The 22,636-nt window shown below is 40.2% G+C and carries 25 protein-coding genes and 1 other annotated feature; of the genes, 9 read left to right on the top strand and 16 right to left on the bottom strand.

Annotated features, from left to right (window positions below; all coding sequences use genetic code 11):
- The first annotated feature begins 156 nt into the window (after window positions 1-156).
- Window positions 157-1,308 carry a Rho GTPase-activating protein gene (locus AC3Z9T_RS10940; protein ID WP_490126157.1) on the top strand — a complete coding sequence of 384 codons (1,152 nt, stop codon included), beginning with the start codon at window positions 157-159 and terminating at the stop codon, window positions 1,306-1,308.
- A 61-nt stretch (window positions 1,309-1,369) separates the two neighbouring features.
- On the opposite strand, the gene ihfA is transcribed toward AC3Z9T_RS10940, so the two are convergent.
- The 9 genes from ihfA to thrS form a co-directional block, all read right to left on the bottom strand.
- Window positions 1,370-1,666 (bottom strand): integration host factor subunit alpha, encoded by a 297-nt coding sequence (gene ihfA / locus AC3Z9T_RS10935; RefSeq protein WP_004263721.1) that lies wholly within the window; start codon window positions 1,664-1,666, stop codon window positions 1,370-1,372.
- Between the two features lie 4 nt (window positions 1,667-1,670).
- On the bottom strand, window positions 1,671-4,058 hold the full coding sequence (pheT, locus tag AC3Z9T_RS10930; RefSeq protein ID WP_490126156.1) for a phenylalanine--tRNA ligase subunit beta: 2,388 nt from the start codon (window positions 4,056-4,058) through the stop codon (window positions 1,671-1,673).
- Window positions 4,059-4,072: 14 nt separating this feature from the next.
- On the bottom strand, window positions 4,073-5,056 hold the full coding sequence (pheS, locus tag AC3Z9T_RS10925; RefSeq protein WP_490126155.1) for a phenylalanine--tRNA ligase subunit alpha: 984 nt from the start codon (window positions 5,054-5,056) through the stop codon (window positions 4,073-4,075).
- Window positions 5,057-5,181: 125 nt separating this feature from the next.
- Window positions 5,182-5,306, bottom strand: a sequence feature (Phe leader region).
- A complete protein-coding gene (pheM, locus tag AC3Z9T_RS10920; RefSeq protein WP_490126278.1) occupies window positions 5,256-5,300 on the bottom strand; it encodes a pheST operon leader peptide PheM in 45 nt (14 codons plus the stop codon). It overlaps the preceding feature by 45 nt.
- Window positions 5,307-5,394: 88 nt before the next feature.
- Window positions 5,395-5,751: a 50S ribosomal protein L20 gene (gene rplT / locus AC3Z9T_RS10915; RefSeq protein ID WP_004263714.1), complete on the bottom strand. Its 357-nt coding sequence runs from the start codon at window positions 5,749-5,751 to the stop codon at window positions 5,395-5,397.
- 42 nt (window positions 5,752-5,793) lie between these two features.
- On the bottom strand, window positions 5,794-5,991 hold the full coding sequence (gene rpmI, locus AC3Z9T_RS10910) for a 50S ribosomal protein L35 (RefSeq protein ID WP_004263702.1): 198 nt from the start codon (window positions 5,989-5,991) through the stop codon (window positions 5,794-5,796).
- A 94-nt stretch (window positions 5,992-6,085) separates the two neighbouring features.
- The gene (gene infC, locus AC3Z9T_RS10905) at window positions 6,086-6,625 is read right to left on the bottom strand and encodes a translation initiation factor IF-3 (RefSeq protein WP_490126277.1); all 540 of its coding nucleotides are present in this window, start codon (window positions 6,623-6,625) and stop codon (window positions 6,086-6,088) included.
- A gap of 411 nt (window positions 6,626-7,036) precedes the next feature.
- Complete coding sequence (gene infC / locus AC3Z9T_RS10900; protein ID WP_490126276.1) at window positions 7,037-7,576, bottom strand: translation initiation factor IF-3; 540 nt, start codon at window positions 7,574-7,576, stop codon at window positions 7,037-7,039.
- A 3-nt stretch (window positions 7,577-7,579) separates the two neighbouring features.
- Entirely contained in the window at window positions 7,580-9,508 is a 1,929-nt protein-coding gene (gene thrS, locus AC3Z9T_RS10895; RefSeq protein WP_490126154.1) for a threonine--tRNA ligase, read from the bottom strand.
- Window positions 9,509-10,031: 523 nt separating this feature from the next.
- Between thrS and AC3Z9T_RS10890 the strand changes: the two genes are divergently transcribed.
- Both AC3Z9T_RS10890 and AC3Z9T_RS10885 read left to right on the top strand, forming a co-directional pair.
- Complete coding sequence (locus tag AC3Z9T_RS10890) at window positions 10,032-10,262, top strand: hypothetical protein (RefSeq protein ID WP_490126153.1); 231 nt, start codon at window positions 10,032-10,034, stop codon at window positions 10,260-10,262.
- A gap of 237 nt (window positions 10,263-10,499) precedes the next feature.
- Window positions 10,500-10,817 (top strand): DMT family transporter, encoded by a 318-nt coding sequence (locus AC3Z9T_RS10885; protein WP_490126152.1) that lies wholly within the window; start codon window positions 10,500-10,502, stop codon window positions 10,815-10,817.
- Between the two features lie 164 nt (window positions 10,818-10,981).
- Here the strand turns inward: AC3Z9T_RS10885 and AC3Z9T_RS10880 are convergent, their stop codons facing one another.
- Window positions 10,982-11,329, bottom strand: a complete 348-nt coding sequence (locus AC3Z9T_RS10880; RefSeq protein WP_490126151.1) for a hypothetical protein — start codon at window positions 11,327-11,329, stop codon at window positions 10,982-10,984.
- Window positions 11,330-11,569: 240 nt separating this feature from the next.
- Here AC3Z9T_RS10880 and AC3Z9T_RS10875 point away from each other — a divergent pair, with 240 nt between their 5' ends.
- Window positions 11,570-11,851 (top strand): hypothetical protein, encoded by a 282-nt coding sequence (locus AC3Z9T_RS10875; RefSeq protein ID WP_490126150.1) that lies wholly within the window; start codon window positions 11,570-11,572, stop codon window positions 11,849-11,851.
- Window positions 11,852-11,956: 105 nt separating this feature from the next.
- On the opposite strand, the gene AC3Z9T_RS10870 is transcribed toward AC3Z9T_RS10875, so the two are convergent.
- The 4 genes from AC3Z9T_RS10870 to fos all read right to left on the bottom strand — a co-directional run bounded on the left by AC3Z9T_RS10870 (window position 11,957) and on the right by fos (window position 14,384).
- Window positions 11,957-12,406 carry a methyltransferase family protein gene (locus AC3Z9T_RS10870; protein ID WP_490126149.1) on the bottom strand — a complete coding sequence of 150 codons (450 nt, stop codon included), beginning with the start codon at window positions 12,404-12,406 and terminating at the stop codon, window positions 11,957-11,959.
- A 366-nt stretch (window positions 12,407-12,772) separates the two neighbouring features.
- Entirely contained in the window at window positions 12,773-13,165 is a 393-nt protein-coding gene (locus AC3Z9T_RS10865; protein WP_490126148.1) for a hypothetical protein, read from the bottom strand.
- 129 nt (window positions 13,166-13,294) lie between these two features.
- Entirely contained in the window at window positions 13,295-13,819 is a 525-nt protein-coding gene (locus tag AC3Z9T_RS10860) for a GNAT family N-acetyltransferase (RefSeq protein WP_490126147.1), read from the bottom strand.
- A gap of 145 nt (window positions 13,820-13,964) precedes the next feature.
- The gene (gene fos, locus AC3Z9T_RS10855; RefSeq protein WP_490126146.1) at window positions 13,965-14,384 is read right to left on the bottom strand and encodes a fosfomycin resistance glutathione transferase; all 420 of its coding nucleotides are present in this window, start codon (window positions 14,382-14,384) and stop codon (window positions 13,965-13,967) included.
- Between the two features lie 468 nt (window positions 14,385-14,852).
- Here fos and AC3Z9T_RS10850 point away from each other — a divergent pair, with 468 nt between their 5' ends.
- Window positions 14,853-15,557 carry a MarC family NAAT transporter gene (locus tag AC3Z9T_RS10850; protein WP_490126275.1) on the top strand — a complete coding sequence of 235 codons (705 nt, stop codon included), beginning with the start codon at window positions 14,853-14,855 and terminating at the stop codon, window positions 15,555-15,557.
- Here AC3Z9T_RS10850 and AC3Z9T_RS10845 read toward each other — a convergent pair.
- Window positions 15,551-16,210: a transglycosylase SLT domain-containing protein gene (locus AC3Z9T_RS10845; protein WP_490126145.1), complete on the bottom strand. Its 660-nt coding sequence runs from the start codon at window positions 16,208-16,210 to the stop codon at window positions 15,551-15,553. The genes AC3Z9T_RS10850 and AC3Z9T_RS10845 overlap by 7 nt on opposite strands.
- A 459-nt stretch (window positions 16,211-16,669) precedes the next feature.
- Here AC3Z9T_RS10845 and AC3Z9T_RS10840 point away from each other — a divergent pair, with 459 nt between their 5' ends.
- The 4 genes from AC3Z9T_RS10840 to AC3Z9T_RS10825 are packed head-to-tail and all read left to right on the top strand — an operon-like array spanning window position 16,670 to window position 20,218.
- Complete coding sequence (locus tag AC3Z9T_RS10840) at window positions 16,670-17,581, top strand: metal ABC transporter substrate-binding protein (protein WP_490126144.1); 912 nt, start codon at window positions 16,670-16,672, stop codon at window positions 17,579-17,581.
- Window positions 17,582-18,472, top strand: a complete 891-nt coding sequence (locus AC3Z9T_RS10835) for a manganese/iron ABC transporter ATP-binding protein (RefSeq protein ID WP_490126143.1) — start codon at window positions 17,582-17,584, stop codon at window positions 18,470-18,472.
- Window positions 18,469-19,359: a metal ABC transporter permease gene (locus AC3Z9T_RS10830; protein WP_490126142.1), complete on the top strand. Its 891-nt coding sequence runs from the start codon at window positions 18,469-18,471 to the stop codon at window positions 19,357-19,359. Before AC3Z9T_RS10835 ends, AC3Z9T_RS10830 begins: the two co-directional genes overlap by 4 nt.
- Window positions 19,352-20,218: a metal ABC transporter permease gene (locus tag AC3Z9T_RS10825; RefSeq protein WP_490126141.1), complete on the top strand. Its 867-nt coding sequence runs from the start codon at window positions 19,352-19,354 to the stop codon at window positions 20,216-20,218. The genes AC3Z9T_RS10830 and AC3Z9T_RS10825 overlap by 8 nt, the downstream gene beginning before the upstream one ends.
- A gap of 51 nt (window positions 20,219-20,269) precedes the next feature.
- On the opposite strand, the gene AC3Z9T_RS10820 is transcribed toward AC3Z9T_RS10825, so the two are convergent.
- Window positions 20,270-22,558 carry an FdhF/YdeP family oxidoreductase gene (locus AC3Z9T_RS10820; RefSeq protein WP_490126140.1) on the bottom strand — a complete coding sequence of 763 codons (2,289 nt, stop codon included), beginning with the start codon at window positions 22,556-22,558 and terminating at the stop codon, window positions 20,270-20,272.
- Between the last annotated feature and the right edge of the window lie 78 nt (window positions 22,559-22,636).

The raw sequence follows: 22,636 nt of genomic DNA, 5'->3' as shown, positions 1-22,636 counted from the left end.
AATTCGAGCACAGGTAGGCGACAAGCGAAGATAGACAGGGTGCATAGGTAAACACTGTGACTCAGCTAGCTAAATGTAGTCACAATGCCTTAACAAAAAGAACTGCAACTTGAAATGTGACGAATATATACACTAACATACTTAAGGACATAGACTATGACAATAAATACATCACTATATAGAGCTCAATCGCAGCCAAACCTATCAAGTGACAAAGCTTCATATGGGCAAGGAAAGCAATACTCATTTATATCACATCTCAAGCATATATTTAACGCTTGCACTTTCCATTGCTTAGCTAAAAAATTTAGTTTTAATACTGAGTATAAAAAAGAAGGAAAATCTTGCTTTGCTACAGATATACTGCCTGAAAGAAGCGAGAGAGACACAACCATAAACCAAATACCGATAATCAAAAGGCCAACAGACAAAAAACTGACATTCAAAATACCAACAACCTATGTACAGAACTCCAACATGCCGAAATTCAATGAACATACATTCGTATTACCGGCAAGCAAGGCCATAATACCGGCAAGCAAGGATAGTATTAAGTATTTTCACAACAAAAATACATTTAGTGAAATTGATCAGCAAGTCGAAAGCTATCTAAAAGGATTAAATCCCGCCGAATTAAGTCCGGAAAACCGTAAACTTGTTGAATGCTATCTCAAAAATATAGGGAAAATTACTGTTGTTTTAGAACAAAATTTAGAATTGCTTAAAGATGAAGGACCCTATCGTAAATCTGCTGTTAAGGATAAACTTGTATTATTAGAAAAAGTGCTAGAGCATGGAATCACCTTAGATAGTGATCTTATAAGAGAAAATTATATATCAGGTACTGATTTAACTGGTCTTCTAAAACATTTAGCAAATAAAACGATTCAATTACTACCGAGTGAATCCGCTAAATATGAGGCTTATTATCAGCGATTCAACAGTGCTAAAGAGCTATTAGCTGTATTCGAAAAAACGTCTCAAAGTAATTTTGACGCTGATAGTATCAAACAAACTCAGAGTGTATTTATACCATCTTTAGAAGAGCTTCCACTAACACATCGCTTATTAATGCCTTCATTTTTTGCCGTACTGGAGCAATCTACAACCAATAAAATGAATCCTTCCAATCTTGCAACTTGTATATCTCCTACTTTATTTGGGAAAGGAGCTAATCTAGCTCCCTTAAGAGGAAACTCTTATGTGGTGGAGGCACCAGAAGAAATAATAAAAAACCAATTACAAACTAAATATACCGAATTTCTAATAGAACTCGCATATCAAAAATATCACAGCACCCATAGCTAATATTCGATTGAAAAACAAAAGACCGCATAAGCGGTCTTTTATCAGCACAAAAAACGTGCCATTACTCTTTTGGTGTTGCTTTTTCCACTCGGCTTTTTAATTTTTGGCCAGGGCGGAAGGTTACAACACGGCGGGCAGTAATTGGAATATCTTCCCCAGTTTTTGGGTTACGACCGGGACGTTGATTTTTATCACGTAAATCAAAGTTACCGAATCCAGATAATTTTACTTGCTCACCGTTTTCTAAGGAAAGGCGAACCTCTTCAAAGAAAGTTTCGACAAGGTCTTTAGCATCACGTTTGCTAACACCCAGTTTTTCAAACAAATTTTCTGACATTTCAGCTTTAGTAAGCGCCATAGGTTTAGTCCCTCAAGGAGGCTTGGAATCGCTGTTTTAACGCAGCAACACACAGATCAACGGTCGCGGTTATCTCTTCTTCTTCCATGGTACGAGCAGTATCTTGGAAGACGAGACTGATAGCGAGACTCTTATAACCATCTGCTATCCCTTCACCACAATACACATCAAACAAGTTTATGCCAACTATATGATTTATGCCAACTTTTTTACACTCTGCCAGAACATCTGCTGCAGCTACACTTTCTGGCACAACAACTGCGATGTCACGGCGGTTCGATGGATAGCGTGAAACCGCCTTCGCATCAGGGATTGCACGTTGTGCTATCGCATCACAGCGAACCTCAAAGACGACGGTTCGACCATTCAAATCGAGTTTACGTTCAAGTTCAGGATGAACAACACCAATGATACCAATATGTTCATTTTCCAGATAAATCCCAGCACTTTGCCCAGGATGTAACGCTGGATGTGCTTCAGCTTTAAATGTAATTTGATTCAGTTTGCCAGTCAATTCCAAAACAGCTTCGAGATCACCTTTTAAATCAAAGAAATCGACAACCTGCTTATCTAATGACCAATGTTCTTCAAAGCGATTGCCTGCAATCACGCCTGCCAACATGGTTTCCTGACGAATTTGATATTCTGCTTGGTTATCAGGGATAAAGCGCAGACCTGTCTCAAATAAACGAATTCTATTTTGCTGACGGTTCTGATTATAGACCACTGTTGTTAAGAGACCGGTTAACAGCGATAAGCGCATTGCTGACATATCAGCCGAAATTGGATTTGGTAACACCAATGCTTCTTGTTCTGGATGTAACAGTGCTTGTACCTTCGGATCAACAAAGCTGTATGTAATCGCTTCTTGGTATCCACGGTCAACCAACATCGCTTTAACACGTTTTAGTGGCAAATCAGCCTCTTGGTGCTTAGTCATAATTAAATCAGCTCGCAGAGGAACATCTGGAATGCTGTTATAACCATAAACACGCGCAACTTCTTCAACCAAATCCTCTTCGATTTGCATATCGAAGCGCCAGCTCGGTGCTACCACATCCCAACGACCTTCAGAAACCTTCACTTGGCAACCTAGGCGAGTCAAAATATCAGTCACGATATCATCAGCAATCACATGACCAATCAAACGGTCTAATTTCTGACGTGTCAGTGTAATATGCGCTGCTTTAGGCAAATGTGCTGCGCTGGTAACATCAATCACCTCACCAACTTCACCACCACAAATATCAAGGATCAATTGTGTAGCACGTTCCATTGCCTTGAATTGTAGTTCAGGATCAACGCCACGTTCAAAACGGTGTGATGCATCAGTATGCAAACCATGATGGCGAGCACGGCCGGTGATGGATAATGGGTTAAAAAACGCACACTCTAAAAGAATGTTTTTCGTTTCGCTGCTAACACCTGAATACTCACCACCAAAAATACCGGCGATGCCAAGTGCTTTTTGTTCATCAGCAATAACTAACGTATCAGATTTTAATGTTGCTTCGCTACCATCTAACAGAACCAGTTTTTCATCCTGTTTTGCCATACGAACAATAATCGCCCCACTTAGACGATCAAGGTCATAAGCATGTTGTGGCTGACCTAACTCAAGTAATACGTAGTTTGTAATATCAACGACAGCATCAATCGAACGTACACCACCGCGACGCAGCTTTTCTTTCATCCATAATGGCGTTGGCGCTGACACGTCAATATTTTTGATTACACGGCCAAGGAAACGAGGGCATGCTTCAGGTGCCTCAACACGAATAGGGAATGAATCCGCTATAGTTGCTTTGATCGCCTCAATTTTTGGTTCTTGTAACTCATGTTTATTGATAACCGCAACATCACGTGCAACACCTAAAATACTTAGGCAGTCTGCACGGTTAGGCGTAATACTAATTTCAATCACGCTATCATCAAATTTTAAATAGTCGCGTAAATCTGTCCCAATCGGGGCATCTAATGGTAATTCAATAATACCGCTATGGTCATCAGAAATACCTAACTCAGAGAAAGAGCACAGCATGCCTTCTGATGGTTCGCCACGCAGTTTTGCCGCTTTAATTTTAAAATCACCTGGAAGAACCGCACCAACGGTCGCAACAGCAACTTTCAAGCCCAGGCGGCAGTTTGGTGCACCACAAACGATATCGAGTAAGCGTTCGCCACCGACATTCACTTTAGTTACACGCAATTTGTCAGCATTTGGGTGTTGGCCACATTCAACCACTTCACCCACCACAACACCATTAAACTGCCCTGCCACCGGTTCAACACCATCAACTTCCAAACCGGCCATTGTGATTTGCTCAGATAATGCTTCACTGCTAACGGCTGGGTTTACCCATTCGCGTAACCAGAGTTCACTGAATTTCATGAGAAAGTCCCGCCTTATTTAAACTGTTTGAGGAAACGAAGATCGTTTTCGAAGAATGCGCGCAAATCTGAAACACCGTAGCGCAGCATGGTTAGACGTTCCATTCCCATTCCGAATGCGAAACCTGAATAAACTTCTGGGTCAATACCAACATTACGCAGTACGTTCGGGTGTACCATACCGCAACCCAAAACTTCCAACCATTTACCATTTTTACCCATAACATCCACTTCAGCAGACGGCTCGGTGAATGGGAAATACGATGGGCGGAAACGAACTTGAACTTCTTCTTCAAAGAAGTTATTTAAGAAATCATGCAATGTGCCTTTAAGGTTGGTAAAGCTGATGTCTTTATCAACAATCAACCCTTCTGTTTGATGGAACATTGGCGTATGAGTCTGATCGTAATCATTACGATAAACGCGCCCTGGGGCAATAATACGGATAGGTGGCTGCTGCCCATTCATGGTACGGATCTGCACACCTGAAGTTTGCGTACGTAATAAACGCTTCGCATCGAACCAGAAAGTATCATGATCTGCGCGTGCTGGGTGATGAGCAGGAATATTCAATGCATCAAAGTTATGGTAGTCATCTTCGATTTCAGGCCCAGTTTCAACACTAAAGCCTAACTCACCAAAAAACTCTTCGATTCGCTGAATAGTACGGGTCACCGGATGTAAGCCACCGTTTTCCATACGACGCCCAGGTAATGAAACATCAATTTTCTCTGATGCCAAACGCGCATTCAGAATGTCTGCCTGCATCGCGTCTTTACGTATGTTCAGTGCGTCTTGTACCTGTACTTTGGCTTCATTTATCACAGCCCCAGCAGCTGGACGTTCGTCAGCTGGCAGATCACGCAACGTTTTCATCTGTAGTGTGAAATGGCCACTTTTGCCTAAATATTCGACACGAACTGACTCTAACGTAGCAACATCTTGGGCCTGTTCAATGGCTGCTTTTGCCTGTGCAACCAATTCAGCGAGATGTGGCATTGTTTCCCCTCTATGACCTTCAGGTCGTTTTGCTAGTTATTCACCGATTAATTAAGTTCTCACTTGCCATTCATTAACAATGGATAAGCACTTATCTGATTTTACTGTATTTTTCTTAAATCAAAAACAAAAAAGCCTCCTTAAAGGAGGCTTTGGTGTAATTTTTCGTTTCTTTTCTACACGCGTAAGCCCCCGATATTCAGGTGCTAAAGTAAAAAAAGAAACGAAAAGTCACGATTGGCATGTAATTAGTTCACTAAATAATTTGTATTTTTAAGTAGTAACATAAATAACTATAAATGAAAAGAGGAAGTTACCTTCCTCTTTTCAAGCAAACATTAAGCTAAAGCGCCTTTCGCTTTTTCAACTAAAGCAGTGAATGCTGCTTTGTCGAATACTGCGATGTCTGCTAGGATCTTACGGTCGATTTCAATTGAAGCTTTTTTCAAGCCATTGATGAAACGGCTGTAAGACAGACCGTTCTGACGAGCCGCAGCGTTGATACGTGCGATCCACAGTTGACGGAACTGACGTTTACGTTGACGGCGGTCACGGTAAGCGTATTGACCAGCTTTGATTACCGCTTGAAATGCTACGCGGTAAACACGAGAACGTGCACCATAGTAACCTTTCGCCTGCTTCAGAATTTTTTTGTGACGTGCACGGGCGATTACACCACGTTTTGCGCGAGCCATAGCTATCTCCTATCGTCTTTAATCTTATTAACCAATGTTTACTTATGCGTAAGGCAGGCAAGCAACTACCAGACCCAGATCGCCCTTAGATACCATTCCTTTCGGACGTAAATGGCGTTTACGCTTAGTAGACTTTTTAGTCAGAATGTGACGAAGGTTTGCATGCTTGCGCTTAAAGCCACCGCCTGCAGTTTTTTTAAAGCGCTTTGCTGCGCCACGTACAGTTTTGATCTTTGGCATTTCTTTAATTTCCAACTTCGCATTGTGATAAACTACGAATTAATTAGGCGAATATCAGTGACATTACTGCCACTGTTACTGCTTGATGGCCTAATTATTTCTTCTTCGGTGCCAGCACCATGATCATCTGACGGCCTTCAATTTTTGAAGGGAATGACTCCACTACCGCCAGCTCATCTAAATCGGCTTTGATACGGTTAAGTACTTCCATACCGATTTGTTGGTGAGCCATTTCACGACCACGAAAACGCAGTGTAACTTTGGCCTTGTCACCATCTTCAAGAAAGCGAATCAGGTTGCGTAGTTTGACCTGATAATCACCTTCATCTGTACCAGGGCGGAATTTGATTTCCTTCACCTGAACAACTTTTTGCTTCTTCTTCTGTTCTTTTTGAGACTTGCTCTTCTCATAAAGGAATTTGCCGTAATCCATGATACGACAAACTGGCGGTTCGGCATTAGGGCTGATTTCAACAAGGTCTACCCCTGCTTCTTCTGCTTTTTCCAGTGCATCACGCACGCTCATAATGCCAAGCTGTTCACCGTCTAAACCGGTTAAACGCACTTCATTCACACGGATTTCATCGTTGATACGATTAGGACGTGCTGTTGGGATTCTTTTTCCGCCTTTAATACTTCATTCCTCCAACTGGATAAAGAGATTTGCTATTTTCTCTAAAGCACACACTTCAGTAATCATTAAAGTCTATACATTCAATGTATTGATACTGAAACGCAATATTCATTTGCCTATATCAAGTTCACTATGATGGACTGACAAAGCGATTCGACCGCGGATTTTAATGCTTATTGCCCGATTACTCAAGTAGATAATCAATTTTTTCGCATTAATCACTGACTTTTCTTGCTTAACAAGGAACAAATACAGGTGATGTCGCTGAATAAAAAGGTACAACCAGACCTAAACATGATAATGCCCATCTATAGCTATACCGCTTTATTTAACGCCATTCGAAATCTTGAATACACGATGAGAGTAGCACCCACTCTTAGCTCAGACATGGGTGCTATCATTATGGCTTAATTATTTTTTCTTCGGTGCCAATACCATGATCATCTGACGGCCTTCAATTTTTGAAGGGAATGACTCCACTACCGCCAGTTCATCCAGATCAGCTTTAATGCGATTAAGCACTTCCATACCAATCTGTTGGTGAGCCATTTCACGACCACGGAAACGCAGTGTTACTTTGGCTTTGTCACCATCTTCCAAAAAGCGAATTAGACTACGCAATTTTACTTGGTAATCGCCTTCATCTGTTCCTGGACGGAATTTAATTTCCTTCACTTGAACAACTTTTTGCTTTTTCTTTTGTTCTTTCTGAGACTTGCTCTTCTCATAAAGATACTTACCGTAATCCATGATCCGGCAAACTGGTGGCTCTGCATTTGGGCTAATTTCAACTAAGTCAACACCAGCCTCTTCTGCTTTCGCAAGTCCTTCACGGACACTCATTACACCAAGTTGCTCACCTTCTAAACCGGTGACACGGATTTCAGTTGCACGAATTTCTTCGTTAATACGATTAGCACGTGCTGTTGGGAGTTTTTTTCCGCCTTTAATACCTTATTCCTCCATCTGATTGAGCTGACGACTGCGAATTTCTTCTAGCAGTTTGCTTGTAAATTCATTGACATCTAGGCTGCCTAAATCCTTACCACGACGAGTACGAACTGACACTTTACCTGATTCAACTTCTTTATCGCCACAAACTAGCATGTAAGGAACACGACGCAGGGTGTGTTCACGGATCTTAAAGCCGATTTTCTCATTACGTAAGTCCGCTTTCGCACGAATGCCAACACTTTGTAGCTTGCTTACTAATTCTTGAACATAATCCGCTTGAGCGTCTGTAATGTTCATCACAACAACTTGTTGTGGTGCCAACCATGTAGGGAAGAAACCTGCGTACTCTTCGGTCAAAATACCGATAAAGCGCTCCAGAGAGCCTAATACTGCACGGTGGATCATGACAGGCACGATACGCTCGTTATTTTCACCTACATAAGATGCATTCAAACGGCCTGGTAAGAAGAAGTCTAACTGTACTGTACCGCACTGCCATGCACGATCAAGGCAGTCATACAGCGTAAACTCAATCTTAGGACCATAAAACGCCCCTTCACCTGGTTGGTATTCAAATTCAATACCTTGATCTTTCAACGCCTGAGCAAGGTCTGCTTCTGCAGTATCCCACATATCATCAGTACCGATACGTTTTTCAGGACGCGTTGACAATTTAACAACGATTTTTTCAAAACCAAATGTTGCATAAACGTCATAAATCATTTTAATACAGCTAGTTACTTCACTCAAAATTTGATCTTCAGTACAGAAGATATGCGCATCATCTTGAGTAAAGCCACGCACACGCATCAAACCATGCAGTGCACCTGATGGCTCGTTACGGTGGCAGCTACCGAACTCTGCCATACGTAATGGCAAATCACGGTAAGATTTCAAACCTTGGTTAAAGATCTGAACATGGCCAGGGCAGTTCATTGGTTTGACACAGTATTCACGGTTCTCTGACGAAGTTGTGAACATTGCATCTTTATAGTTGTCCCAGTGACCGGTTCTTTCCCATAATACGCGATCCATCATGAATGGGCCTTTCACTTCTTGATAGTGATAAGCTTTCAATTTTGTGCGCACGAAAGTTTCTAATTCACGGAAAATGGTCCAGCCATCATTATGCCAGAATGCCATACCCGGCGCTTCTTCCTGCATATGATACAAATCGAGTTGCTTACCGATTTTACGGTGGTCACGTTTTGCTGCCTCTTCAAGGCGCAATAAATACGCACTCAGCTGCTTCTTATCAGCCCATGCAGTACCATAAATACGTTGCAACATTTTATTATCGCTGTTACCGCGCCAGTATGCACCTGCTACTTTTTGTAATTTAAAGTGGTGGCAAAAACGCATATTAGGCACATGTGGACCGCGACACATATCAATATATTCTTGGTGGTGATACAAGCCAGGGCGATCATCTTGACTGATATTTTGGTCAAGGATCTCAACTTTATAATCTTCACCACGCGCAACAAATGTTTCACGAGCCTCAGCCCAAGAAACACGTTTTTTAATCACATCATAATCTGTTTTGGCTAGCTCAAGCATACGCTTTTCGAGCTTTTCCAAATCTTCCTGCGTCAGCGCATAATCCAAGTCGATATCATAGTAAAAACCATTATCAATCACCGGACCGATTGCCATTTTGGTGTTTGGCCACAGTTGTTTAATGGCATGACCTAACAAGTGAGCACAAGAGTGGCGAATGATTTCTAGACCATCGTCATCTTTGCTGGTGATAATGGCTAATTTAGCGTCGTTTTCAATCAGTTCACAGGCATCGACTAGTTCGCCATTTACACGACCAGCAATACAGGCTTTTGCAAGACCGGCTCCAATATCACGAGCCACATCCATTACCGAAACGGCATGGTCAAATTGACGCTGACTTCCATCAGGAAGAGTAATAACAGGCATTAATAAATCCTTATCAGCAGTGGTGACCCACACGCAAGATCACTTGCTTGATGATTCCAAAGTTTATAAAACAATACGTTATCTCCGATTTCTCACTTCACTATGCGAGATCTGCACAACAACCGAAAGGCGGTGTGCGTCGAAAACAACTCACCAATAATAATAACACAGACTATATTATTAGCGATAGTTAGGTCGATGCTTACCTTCTCCACTTTCCTAATGTCGTAATTCAACTAATCCAAATGAAGTCGATTTTAGAATTAAACGCTCAGACATCTAATAACCACCAATAGTTAACTATACTCTAAATAATTCGAGGTGCAGGTAGGCGACAAGTGAAGATAGACGATGAGCATAGATAAACACTGTGACTCGTTGAGCGTAGCGTAGTCACTTATACCTCAAGGAAAAGCCCTGCAACTTGAAGTATGACGAGTATAATAGATTTAATATTTTTACTTAGGCATATATAATTAACACTGAGCTAGGACATTAATGTTAGCGTTATTTGGATAAATATATGGATATTATTGGCGAAGCAGTTTGGCGATTAATTGCAACAATACTCGGCTTTATTTTTGATCTTTTTAGCCTTATCAGTTATAGAATAGCAATCCTTGTCGTTTTGTTTATTATCCTGCATTTTAGTGGGTATAATTTACCTCTAGCGCTAGGTTACGGTGTTTTGGGGTTGCTGTTGTATGGCCCATCTATCTATAGAGTATGGAAAAAAAGCAGCACCGTTAGGTAATCATTAACAATTCTGTTCTCTATTAAGAGCAAAATTACAATGTGTTAGCGATATTCTAAATTCGCTTTTTTTTACCCAAAATGGATGTTAGAATCATGTATCTCAGCGTTGAAATACGTTAAAGTCTGTTTAACGCTGCATTTCGTATTCATGATATTCATTTGAATACCTGCCTAATGGGGACGACCCTATTTGGTATCGCTCTAATTAAGGGACGGCCCTTTAGGATATTAAAGTATGGCATGGTTATATCTATTCCTTGCGGGCGTCTTCGAAGTTGTTTGGGCTTTTTTTATGAAAGAATCAAATGGCTTTACTAAGTTGGGTCCTAGTTTGCTGACAATCTTATTTATGATTATTAGTTTTGGACTGCTTTCAATTTCAATGAAAACGCTGCCATTAGGAACATCCTATACTATATGGGTCGGGATCGGTGCTGTTGGAGCCTTTATCCTAGGTATCGTTTTTTTCCAAGAAAGTATGAGTATTATGAGAATTATCGCTGCCTCACTCATTGTGGCTGGCGTGATTATGATGAAGCTGGCAACAAAATAAACTGTACATTATCTTTTGACTCTGTCGAGAGTAACAGTAATTATTTTATACGACACAAGTACCTTGAGAAAAACGAAAAGGCACTAAAACTCCGAGCCGAGTATTGCTCTCAATCACCGCCATAATTAACCCATTTATGTTATGGCGGTTTTCATTCTAGAATACTACCAACAACGGTTATGATAACCGTTATCACTACGGTTTCTATATGGGCGATTATATAGGGCATCTTCCTCCGTTTTTATTTGCAAGGATAGAGCATCCAACTCTTTAACTAGAGATTTCACTTTTTCATCATTATCACTCACACCACTGTCATAAAGCTGATTGAGTTCATATCGCTTGCTATCAAATTCATTTATTAATTTAGATAACTGACTATTTTTTTGCGTATAGCCGTTATTATGATATCGATACCCATTACCACCATTGCAGTATGGGCATGCAGCAGCTGATGCAGAATACAGGAAAATAGACACCACCAGCGCGCTATACACAAGTTTCTTACTCATGCCAATAACCTTATAAAAAATAATGTTAATTAAGTTTAGCGCTATCTTAAGTCATATTCATATCTATTTAAGTTAACTAAGCATTCAATGTTAAATCTGCTATTTCAAATCCGCTTATTTAGTGAGATGTACTTATTAAATCAATTTTTGACAATCCAAAATTACCAATAAATCCTGTCACACTTAAATACTTGCGCAAATTCAGCTAAACCCTATGATTTGCATTTTACGGAGGTGTTTATGAAAAAAATCGTCCTATTTATTTCACTGTTTTTAGCTTCAAACCTAGCTTTAGCTGATTGTAATTTCAAAAAAGCGGCTAGAAATAAAATGTTAGACCAAAAAGTGGGGATCTCTGGTAACTGTGACACAGAGAAAGCGGCTAAAACCCAAGCAACGAAGAAAGTCGATGAAAATTTAGGTATTGATTCTAAAAAAATCCAAAAAGACGTTACTAACAAAAAAGACAATGTCGAAAACAAAGTCTCTAATATAAATAAGGCTGTTGATAAGATTAAATAAATCTAATTCGTCACACTTTTACCGTAGATGACTAAGGCACGGCAATTAATCACATGAACGTCGTGCCAAACTGCATTATTTTGTAATACTACTGTACCTCATCAGCTATAACCAACGACGAGTTTGTCTACTATAGTGTAACCATTCTTCCTTAAAATGTTCCGCAAGGACTCTCTCCTCATGAGGAATAGTATACAAGTCAGTAATCAACCAAAAAACCAATCCCGAAACTAAGAAATAAGGTGAGTGTGTGAATAACGCTAAGCTAAGGCACATTGATGTAAAAGCAAGATAAAGTGGATTTCGCGATAGACGAAAAGGCCCTTTGGTAATCAAAGCAGTGGTTTCAGTCACTGGATTGGGTGATGTTTTATAACGATAAAAATAATATAAGCTTGCAGCAATCCATCCAAAGCTCTCTAACGCCACTAAAATAGCTAATACTCCCATCCAGCCGGAAAAATCCCACAAAAAGCTATTTTTCACATGCAATACATACACAGCAATTGAGTTTAAAACGACCCAACTTAACAAAGGAAGCTTAAATATATTCATTTCTATGCCCTACATTGGGTTAAAGTCAATCTTATTGCTGAGTATAAATAATACGATGCACAGTATCATCCTTACAATCTATTCATATAGTACAGATATTTGACAGTCATCAATCTGTTACAAAATACTTCGCCAAACCTACTAATCTTAATATAGCTTCCTAGTTAGACTAAGCAACGGATTATATTTAGATAATGAGAATAGCTTTGTTTTGCCGTGATAAGCGATGATATAACTATATTAAAGAGGTTAACACAGGAGATTACGTTGCCGCTTAACTGCGTAAAAATGATATAACTCGCCCTACTCAATAGTCAAAGCGAGGCAATCTAATAAGATCCACAGTCAATGCAGGTAAATAGGGAATTACTTGGTTAAGAAGAAAACGCTTTTTAGTCCTTCTAAGCGTGCATATTCTTGTTGACACGCAAATTTTCTTACTTGAGATGGAATACTATTCACTCGAGAACGCATTGCACCAATTTGGTCATCCAATCCATTCATTCCTTTGATATTTACTACATCTTCATTGGCCTGCAAATAATCCGTAAAAGTTTGCAAATTAGTTTCTAAACGATCACACACATTGTTATTCATATCCCAACTAGGGATAAGGGAATTAATTGATTCAGGCAAAAGATTTGAAATACTAGGATAGATATTTTGTTTCCATTGTTGTGGAAATACAATAAACAGTGCAGCAATCGCGACCCCCATTAACATCATGAGTGCAGTTAGCGCAGTCGTTAACTTTTTCATTTACAACCTCAAACATACCTACTTAACTTTTAATAGATTACCCCATGGGGCGTAAAGCAATTTTTATATTAAATAATTGTTTGTAAAGAAAACTTTAGCAATATCATTCCTTCAATAAAACCAGACAAATTAAGATGATACAGGAATGTCTAATTGCTTATAAAAAATAGTCGTACCCTCAAATTCTCGATTTGAATTGGTGACAAATTGGGGAATTTGCCCAACTTCTATATAGCCTTGTTTACGGTACAAACCTGAGGCAACGTCTCCTGTTCGGGTATCTAACACCAATAGCGTACGTTGGTAACTTAACGCGACCTCCTCTATAGCGACTAATAACTGTTTGGCTATGCCATGTTGTCTAAACTGTGTATGCACCATCAACTTCTCAACCTCAGCACGATGCATCCCATTCGCTTTTAAACACAAAGAAAGCTGTATCGCTCCCGCTAACGTCTTTCCAATAAACTTAACCAGCAGTAACCGCTCACCAGTTTGTAAGCCCTGTTCCACCTTTTGCCAATAATATGCAGCGTCACTTTGTGTGAGAGGAGCATGAAAACCCACTGATGCTCCGCTGTTCACACAATCAACCAGTAACGAAATATATTGCTGCTCGTTACCCTTAATTGTTGGAATGAGTTCAATATCCATTCATGTACCTCTCATTATCATAGGTATTTATCATAGGTATTTGCGTGTTCCCTTTAATGACAGAAATGATTTGTCTCTACTCGTCATACTTCAAGCTGCAACGTTGTTGGTTCGCTCTCTCTCCGCCTCGCTTACCTTGAATTATTTAGGATCGATAAAATTTCATTTCCTCGTAAGGGTTAGTCTGACAACTTTTTAATCGTTCAATTAAAGAGCCAACATGAATTTCGAGTTTATGGCCATCAGGATCTAAGAAATAAAATGATGCGCCTTCACTACGATTATCTTTCCATACTTTTACGCCTGAATGCTGTAGTTTTTCTACTATCAATGGAAAATCGTGTTCTGTCACGCTAAATGCGTAATGGGTATAATCGGTTGTTTCAGGATCAACATGATGCCTTTGTGGGTCATATGAAAGGCAGACCCATAACTCACCACAGGTCAAATAAGCGCCGTTTTTCCAACTTGCATGTAAGTTCATCCCTAAAGTGTGGTGATAAAAATAAATACTTTTTTCTACATTAGTCACTGCAAACGTTAAGTGATTGATTCCTAATATCATGGCATCTCCATCAATAAAAAACACAACAACCTCAGCATTCTTTTAATGAATTTACATAACAAATAAGTAAATAACATAATTCAGGGTATAACTAAATACATCGAAATTTTGACAACCTACTAATAGATGCCCTTTCCCTTTTTATGGCCCCCATAAAAAGGGTTTTTTTTGCCTATACAATTGCACACTTTTAATGCAACTCTTGTATCGAACTGTTATATCAGAACTAAATTAAGTTATTCACAATGGAATGCGAATGTTATCCACAGTTAATGTGAACAACTAGTACTCCTGTTGATTAATCAATATTTATTGTATTACCCCAATGTGTAATCACATATATCACTTGAAGTGATGCTTAATTACGAGTCTAACATACAGATTTATAATCATTTTGTTATACTCTATGATGTAACGTTACCATCCGCCTTGAATTTTAACATCGATTGAGAGCTTAATTTGCCTATGATGAATGATTTTTTGCAACTGTTTCAGGCCATCGGTATTGGATTAGTTTTATTACTCCCGCTCGCTAACCCACTAACTACAATAGCGGTGATGTTAAGCCTTTCAGGCAATATGACCAAAGAGCAACGGAACCATCAGTCACTTCTGGCTTCCATTTACGTTTTTTCGATCATGACGATCGCTTTCTATGCAGGACAACTCGTCATGAGTACCTTTGGCATCTCAATACCTGGTTTACGCATTGCAGGTGGGTTAATCGTGGCATTTATTGGTTTTGGCATGCTATTTCCAAGCAATGAAAATAACGATGATGCTAATGCTTCAACCCCTGATGATGCGACCATCTCTAAAAAACGTCAAAGATCACCGAATATTGCTTTTGTTCCTTTAGCAATGCCAAGTACCGCAGGCCCTGGTACTATCGCGATCATTATTAGTTCAACAGCATCCTTACAAGGTGATATAGGCTTCGCGCCGTGGGTTTTAAAAATTGCCCCCGTATTAACTTTTTTCATTGTCAGTTTAATTGTCTGGTTGGCGCTTAGGGGAGCAACATCGATTATGAAATGGCTAGGCAATGGCGGAATTGATGCGATATCTCGTGTGATGGGTTTTTTATTGATCTGTATGGGAGTGCAATTTGTTATCAACGGTATTGTTGAAATTGTTGCGCAGCTCCCACATTTAATTTCAGCACATCAATAATTCATTGCTAGTGAATTATAAGCATTTTTCACTTTCCATAAATAACGCGGTGCTTGGGGTGCAGGATGCTTATTTTGGACATGTTGATAAAACTCTTCTGGGGTCATTCTATTGATCATTGCAATAGCTCTACCCTTGTCATTATCAAATGTCCTTAATAAAGCACCAGCGCCGTTGACATAAGCCACCACTGTTGCATAGTACATCGTTTGAGGGTGACTAATACCTGCAAGATGCTGTTCTTTCAAAATCCGAATGTAGGCTGTACCAATATCAATATTGGTGCGAGGATCTTTCAAATCACGGCTTGAAGGCTCCCCCGTTTTACCTTGATAGCGATAAGCATCTCGCCCTGCTGTTGATGCTTTTATTTGCATCAAACCAATAGCATTGGATTTACTGACGACCTCAGGGCGAAAGTTTGATTCCACCTCTATAATCGCCCTAATTAATGTTTCATCAACACTATAGCGATTGGCAGATTCTCGAATAAATTCATCAAACGGCGTACGAGGAAATGAAATATTTTGCTGTGCGGTTGATAAATTGCTACTTTGATTTAACATCCGTTGTGTTGAGGTTTGTTTTTCTGGCCCGCTAGAGCAGCCTGCTAGCAACAGAAATACCAATGCGCCACCGATTTTTGTCTTCACCGAGATATCCTCTGCTAATAAAACTGACGAAAGAATAACTAATTGCAGGAAAAATAAAATAATTTTTACTTAACTTTTACTTTAAGACATGTTTTATACTCTAAAGAGTTCGAAGTGCGGCTATGCGCAGTCAACAGCCCTGCAAATCGAAATATGACGAGTATATACCCTAAATAATTCGAGGTGCAGCTAGGCGACAAGCGAATGAGACGCTAGGAGCATAGAAAACTATGTGACTAGTGCGAATGAACGTAGTCAACAACGCTGCAACTTGAAGTATGACGGGTATAGTTATTGAAAATAACTATCACAATAATACAAATAACACACACTTTTTGTCTTGACTTTACCCAATTGATATTGATAATCATTATCAGTTAAGTAATTACTTCAAAGACGACTTTCAATCTCTTTTGAATATTAAAAAACCACTAAGCCAATGATGTCAGGATCTGAACAATGAAGAAAAAAATATCACAGCTTTCTAAGCCATTACTTTCCGCTCTCTTTGCTTTATCTGCAATTCTACTTGTAAGTCAACCTGCATTGGCTAAAAAGTTTAAGGTCGTCACAACTTTCACTATTATTCAGGATATCGCGCAAAATGTTGCCGGTGATGCTGCAACAGTCGAATCCATTACTAAACCAGGTGCAGAGATCCATGGTTATCAGCCAACACCAAAAGATATTATGAAAGCTTATGATGCTGATCTTATCTTATGGAATGGCATGAACCTTGAGGTTTGGTTCCAACGCTTCTTTGAGAATTTCCAAAATGTGCCTGCAATTGTCGTTACAGAAGGTATTGAGCCTATGCCTATCCGTGAAGGTGAATATAAAGGTAATCCAAACCCTCATGCATGGATGTCACCTGCAAACGCAAAAATTTATATTGAGAATATTCGCAAAGCATTAGTGAAGTATGATCCAGAAAATGCAGAAATCTATAATCAAAACGCAAAAAAATATGCAGAGCAAATCGCTCAGCTCGACGCACCATTACGTGAACGTTTGAGCCGCATCCCTGAAGATAAACGTTGGTTAGTCTCCAGTGAAGGAGCATTTAGCTATCTCACCAAAGATTATGGCTTTAAAGAAGTGTATTTATGGCCGATAAATGCAGAGGAGCAAGGTTCACCACAGCAAGTAAAAAAAGTCATCGATACTGTACGTGAATACAATATCCCAGTCGTATTTAGTGAAAGTACAATTTCGGATAAACCTGCTCGCCAAGTAAGTAAAGAAACAGGCGCAAAATACGGTGGCATGCTTTATGTCGATTCATTATCCACTGCTGATGGCCCTGTACCCACTTATATCGATTTGTTAAATACCACTGTAGATACAATAGCGAAAGGATTTGGTCAATAAATGAGTCATACAAACCACTTTGAGCGCCCTAATTTAGTCGTTGATGATGCTACAGTCACTTACAACAACGGCCATACGGCAATCTATGACGCAAGTTTTAATATCACTGGCGGATCAATCTGTGCATTGGTTGGCGTGAACGGCAGTGGTAAATCAACCTTGTTTAAAACCATTATGGGGCTAGTTACCCCATCGTCTGGAAGTGTGACGTTAAACAATGAACCGATTAAAGCCGCTTTAAAAGAAAATATTATTGCCTACGTGCCTCAAACAGAGGAAGTCGATTGGAATTTCCCTGTTTTAGTCTCCGATGTCGTGATGATGGGGCGCTATGGAAAAATGGGTTTTTTTCGTATCCCCAAAAGTGAAGACAAAGAAGCAGTTAAACGCGCGCTTGAGCGCGTTGACCTAGCAGGGCTTGAACACCGCCAAATCGGTGAGCTTTCAGGTGGACAGAAAAAACGTGTATTTTTGGCTCGAGCACTGGCCCAACAAGGTAAAGTATTGCTATTAGATGAGCCTTTTACAGGGGTCGATGTTAAAACTGAAAACGCCATTATCGATTTGTTACGTAGTTTGCGTGACGAAGGGCATCTAATTTTGGTTTCTACACATAACTTAGGTAGCGTGCCCGAATTTTGTGATCAGGTCATTTTGATCAACCGTACCGTACTTGCCAGTGGGCCAACAGAAACCACTTTTACGCAAAAGAATTTGCAAATGGCCTTCGGTGGTGTACTGCGTCATATCAATCTGTCCGGCCAAGAGCTGCATGATGACGATGACCCTCGTTCTATTACCGTTATCACCGATGACGAAAGAGCTGCGGTCTTCTATGGTCACGACCATGATGCTCCCGTTAGAACAAATCAACCTAAGGATCCTCAATGATCGAGTTGTTACTTCAGCCTTTTGAGTACAACTATATGGTTAAAGCCATTTGGGTAAGTGCGATTGTTGGCGCAGTATGCGCCTTTCTGTCCGCTTATTTAATGCTCAAAGGCTGGTCACTTATGGGAGATGCCCTCTCCCATTCTGTTGTACCCGGTGTTGCTGGTGCATACGCACTTGGGCTTCCTTATGCCGCAGGCGCATTTTTTACAGGGATCCTCGCCGCTCTAGCAATGACCTTTATTAAACACATCACTCGATTGCGTGAAGATGCGGTAATTGGTTTTATATTTTCCACTTTCTTTGCCGCGGGTTTATTAATCGTTTCATTGAATCCAACCTCTGTGAATGTGCAAACAATCATCTTTGGTAATATCTTAGGTATCGCCGACGCTGATGTACTGCAAGTTGAAATTATTATTGCAGTTTCATTTATTGTACTAGTGGCACTGTGGAAAGACTTACTGGCCGTGTTTTTTGATGAAAGCCATGCACGTTCAATCGGTTTAAATCCCCTGCGTCTGAAAATTATTTTCTTTACCTTATTAAGTGCGTGTACGGTTGCTGCATTACAGACTGTTGGCGCTATCTTAGTGATTGCAATGGTCGTTACTCCAGGGGCAACCGCTTATTTATTAACAGATCAATTTAAGCGCCTACTCGTTATTTCGGTTGCGATTGGTACTGCCACCAGCGCTATTGGCGCTTACGCAAGCTATTTCCTGAATGGTGCGACGGGTGGATTAATTGTTACATTACAAACAATTATTTTCTTGCTGGCATTCTTTTTTGCGCCAAAACATGGTGTTTTTGCATCGCGCCGAAAAGCAAAACGCGAAGTTGAAAAATTGCATAAAATAAAACAGCAGGAGGCGGCAAATGAGTGATTTTATTGACTTACTGACAGCGCCTTTTATCTTCCCTTTTATGCAAAAAGCCATTATCACGGCAATGGTTACCGGTGCAGTATGTGCTATTTTGTCATGCTTTTTAGTGCTAAAAGGTTGGTCACTAATGGGAGATGCTATCTCCCATGCTGTATTACCCGGTATTGTTATTGCTTCAGTTGCGGGGATCCCTCTCGCTATAGGGGCTTTTGCATCAGGGCTATTTTGTGCCTTCGCGACCGGTTATTTAAAAGAAAATAGTCGCATCAAAGAAGATACCGTGATGGGTATAGTATTCTCTGGGATGTTTGCCCTTGGTTTGGTTATGTTTGCGAAAATTGATACCGAGCAGCACCTCACACATATCTTATTTGGCGATATTTTAGGAATTACTGATGCTGAGTTTACACAAAACTTATGGTTTGCAGGTATTACTATTGCAATTATCTTACTAAAACGTAAAGATTTTATGCTGTATTGCTTTGACCCCAATCAAGCACGTGTAATAGGGCTCCCTGTTAAGCTGATCCATTATGGGCTGCTATCATTACTGGCTTTAACGATTGTTGCTTCCCTCCAAGCGGTGGGGATCATCTTAGTTATTGCAATGCTAATTTCGCCGGGTATTATCGCCTTCGTACTCTGTCGTAGTTTTGGTTGGATGCTCGTTGTTGCTGTTATTGCCTCTGTCACCTCAAGTGTGATTGGCACTATTGTCAGCTTCCATATTGATGGTGCAACAGGCCCTTGTATTGTCATCACTCAAGCTGTCTACTTCGTTATTGCCCTAGTCTATAACAAATTGGTATTGGCTCGACGAAAAGCCAAATTACCCAAAGAGAAACTGCAAGCAGCCTAACTCGTATTGAGTACAAAAAAGCCACCATAATGGTGGCTTTTCCATGGTTTATTACGGTGCAATATCAACTTTTTCGAGCACAATCGGGATATTTTTATAAGCAGGGATCCCGCATTGTGGATCAAAGTTATCCAATGCGATTAAATTATTGGCTTCAGGGAAATATGTCACCACACAACGATCTGCCATATCATAAATCACGACTTGTAAGTTATCTAAACGGCGATGCGTACGTTTTTGGTCGCTATCTAATGCAATAATATTGACTCTATCACCAGCGGCTAAATTCTGCTTCTTAGCTTGTGCTTCACTAATAAACATCACATCCCGCTGACCAAATACACCACGGTAGCGATCATTTAATCCATAAATTGTAGTGTTGTATTGGTCATGGCTACGCACCGTTGCCAATACTAATTCACTATTTACCGCTGATTTTGGATCTTCAATAACACCTTGAGTGGTTAGGAAATTTGCTTTGCCTGATTGTGTCAACCAACGACGCTCTGCTGCTGCATTGGTTAAATGAAAACCACCCGGAACACGAATGCGTTCATTGTAGTCATCAAAACCAGGTAGCACAGCTTCCATTGCATCACGAATTTTATCGTAGTCATCGATAAACTCGTCCCACTCTACTTTTGTGTTTGGTAACGTCGCTTTTGCCATCCCAGCGACAATTGCACACTCTGATTTTAAATGTGGACTAGCTGGTTTTAACTTGCCATGTGATGCATGAACCATCGACATAGAGTCTTCCACCGTGATGCTTTGTGGTCCTGTTTTTTGCTCATCTCGTTCAGTACGGCCTAATACAGGGAATAAAAAGGTATTTTTTGCCGTTAATAAATGGGAACGATTTAGTTTAGTCCCAATATGTACTGCTAAATCTAATTTCTTCATTCCTTCATAGCAGGCATCTTTATCTGGCATTGCGACCGCTAAGTTACCTCCCATACAGATTAAAGCATTCGCGGTTCCCTCAGATATTGCTTGCATACTTGCAACGGCTGCGTGGCCAAATTCAGCAGGTGGCTTAAAGCCAAAGCGTTGTTCAAGTTTATCTAAGAAAGACTGACTTGGTTTTTCAGTGATCCCTACCGTACGATCGCCTTGTACATTTGAGTGACCACGCAATGGGCAAATACCAGCGCCTTCCCGCCCGATATTCCCTTTCAGTAGCAATAAATTAACAAGCTGTTGGATGTTTTGCGTACCATGCTGATGCTGAGTAATGCCCATTCCATAACAAATGATGGTATTGTTAGCTTCAATGTACAGCTGAGCAATTTGTTCGATTTGCTCTTTTGAAAGCCCACTGACACGTAATATATTTTCCCAACTGGTCGTCATCACATCATGCTTAACCGCATCGAAGCCAACAGTATGTACTTGGATAAACTCATTATCTAGTATTGATGGCTTGCCTTGGGCAATTGCAGCGTCATCCTGTTCAAGCACGCAACGAATGACACCTTTCATTAACGCAGTATCACCGCCAATTCGTACTTTATAATAATGTTCAGCTAATGGCGTAGAATCAAGAGTGAGCATCTCCGCCGGATCTTGCGGGTACTCAAATCGTTCTAGCCCGCGTTCCTTTAATGGATTTATGGCAATAATTTTTGCACCGCGTTTTGAAACTTCACGCAGTGAGCTTAACATTCTTGGGTGGTTGGTTCCGGGGTTGTGCCCAATACAAATAACCAGATCGGCCTTATCAAAATCCTCTAACAATACCGTGCCTTTTCCAACACCAATAGATGCCGCTAGCCCGACACTGGTAGGCTCGTGGCACATGTTTGAACAATCTGGGAAATTGTTGGTTCCATATTCCCTAGCAAATAACTGATATAAAAATGCCGCTTCGTTCGATGTCCGGCCAGAGGTATAAAACTCGACAGTATTAGGGTTTGAATACTTAGTTAAGCATTCTCCTACTTGCTTAAATGCCTCATCCCATTCAATCGTTTCATAATGGTCTGTTTGAGCGTTATATTTCATCGGATGGGTTAAACGACCTTCGTTTTCTAAATCATAATCATCCCATTTTAATAATTCAGATACAGAATGTTTGGCAAAAAATTCAGGCGTTGTTTTTTTTGATGTTGCTTCCCAAGACATGGCTTTCGCACCATTTTCACAAACATCAAATGAAGCATAATGTTTAGGATCAGGCCATGCGCAGCCAGGACAGTCAAAGCCTTGTGGTTTGTTCATTTCAAACATGGCAATAATATCGTGCCCCACGTTCATTTGACCACGAATGGCTTCAGCGACAGCTTTTACTGCTCCCCAGCCTGCTGCTGGGCCTGTATAATTTTCAATTTTCTGTTTCATTTTCATTACTCTTTCAAATTTAAATATGGCAAAGAATAAATATCAAATAATTACATTCTAATTATGATTTAAAATAAT

It is taken from the genome of Providencia sp. 6390 (assembly GCF_058148425.1).
Note: the sequence above shows the minus strand (reverse complement) of the source record. Positions and strands in the feature narration are given on the sequence as shown.

Bases quoted from the DNA above. Each gene is read 5' to 3' on its own strand.
- AC3Z9T_RS10875 (WP_490126150.1), top strand. From the start codon at position 11,570: ATGAAAAAAATCGTCCTATTTATTTCACTGTTTTTAGCTTCAAACCTA.
- AC3Z9T_RS10835 (WP_490126143.1), top strand. From the start codon at position 17,582: ATGAGTCATACAAACCACTTTGAGCGCCCTAATTTAGTCGTTGATGAT.
- AC3Z9T_RS10890 (WP_490126153.1), top strand. From the start codon at position 10,032: ATGGATATTATTGGCGAAGCAGTTTGGCGATTAATTGCAACAATACTC.
- pheT (WP_490126156.1), bottom strand. From the start codon at position 4,058: ATGAAATTCAGTGAACTCTGGTTACGCGAATGGGTAAACCCAGCCGTT.
- AC3Z9T_RS10940 (WP_490126157.1), top strand. From the start codon at position 157: ATGACAATAAATACATCACTATATAGAGCTCAATCGCAGCCAAACCTA.
- AC3Z9T_RS10870 (WP_490126149.1), bottom strand. From the start codon at position 12,406: ATGAATATATTTAAGCTTCCTTTGTTAAGTTGGGTCGTTTTAAACTCA.
- AC3Z9T_RS10880 (WP_490126151.1), bottom strand. From the start codon at position 11,329: ATGAGTAAGAAACTTGTGTATAGCGCGCTGGTGGTGTCTATTTTCCTG.
- AC3Z9T_RS10840 (WP_490126144.1), top strand. From the start codon at position 16,670: ATGAAGAAAAAAATATCACAGCTTTCTAAGCCATTACTTTCCGCTCTC.
- AC3Z9T_RS10830 (WP_490126142.1), top strand. From the start codon at position 18,469: ATGATCGAGTTGTTACTTCAGCCTTTTGAGTACAACTATATGGTTAAA.
- AC3Z9T_RS10860 (WP_490126147.1), bottom strand. From the start codon at position 13,819: ATGGATATTGAACTCATTCCAACAATTAAGGGTAACGAGCAGCAATAT.
- AC3Z9T_RS10820 (WP_490126140.1), bottom strand. From the start codon at position 22,558: ATGAAACAGAAAATTGAAAATTATACAGGCCCAGCAGCAGGCTGGGGA.
- AC3Z9T_RS10825 (WP_490126141.1), top strand. From the start codon at position 19,352: ATGAGTGATTTTATTGACTTACTGACAGCGCCTTTTATCTTCCCTTTT.
- AC3Z9T_RS10865 (WP_490126148.1), bottom strand. From the start codon at position 13,165: ATGAAAAAGTTAACGACTGCGCTAACTGCACTCATGATGTTAATGGGG.
- AC3Z9T_RS10850 (WP_490126275.1), top strand. From the start codon at position 14,853: ATGAATGATTTTTTGCAACTGTTTCAGGCCATCGGTATTGGATTAGTT.
- thrS (WP_490126154.1), bottom strand. From the start codon at position 9,508: ATGCCTGTTATTACTCTTCCTGATGGAAGTCAGCGTCAATTTGACCAT.
- pheS (WP_490126155.1), bottom strand. From the start codon at position 5,056: ATGCCACATCTCGCTGAATTGGTTGCACAGGCAAAAGCAGCCATTGAA.
- rpmI (WP_004263702.1), bottom strand. From the start codon at position 5,991: ATGCCAAAGATCAAAACTGTACGTGGCGCAGCAAAGCGCTTTAAAAAA.
- ihfA (WP_004263721.1), bottom strand. From the start codon at position 1,666: ATGGCGCTTACTAAAGCTGAAATGTCAGAAAATTTGTTTGAAAAACTG.
- AC3Z9T_RS10885 (WP_490126152.1), top strand. From the start codon at position 10,500: ATGGCATGGTTATATCTATTCCTTGCGGGCGTCTTCGAAGTTGTTTGG.
- rplT (WP_004263714.1), bottom strand. From the start codon at position 5,751: ATGGCTCGCGCAAAACGTGGTGTAATCGCCCGTGCACGTCACAAAAAA.
- fos (WP_490126146.1), bottom strand. From the start codon at position 14,384: ATGATATTAGGAATCAATCACTTAACGTTTGCAGTGACTAATGTAGAA.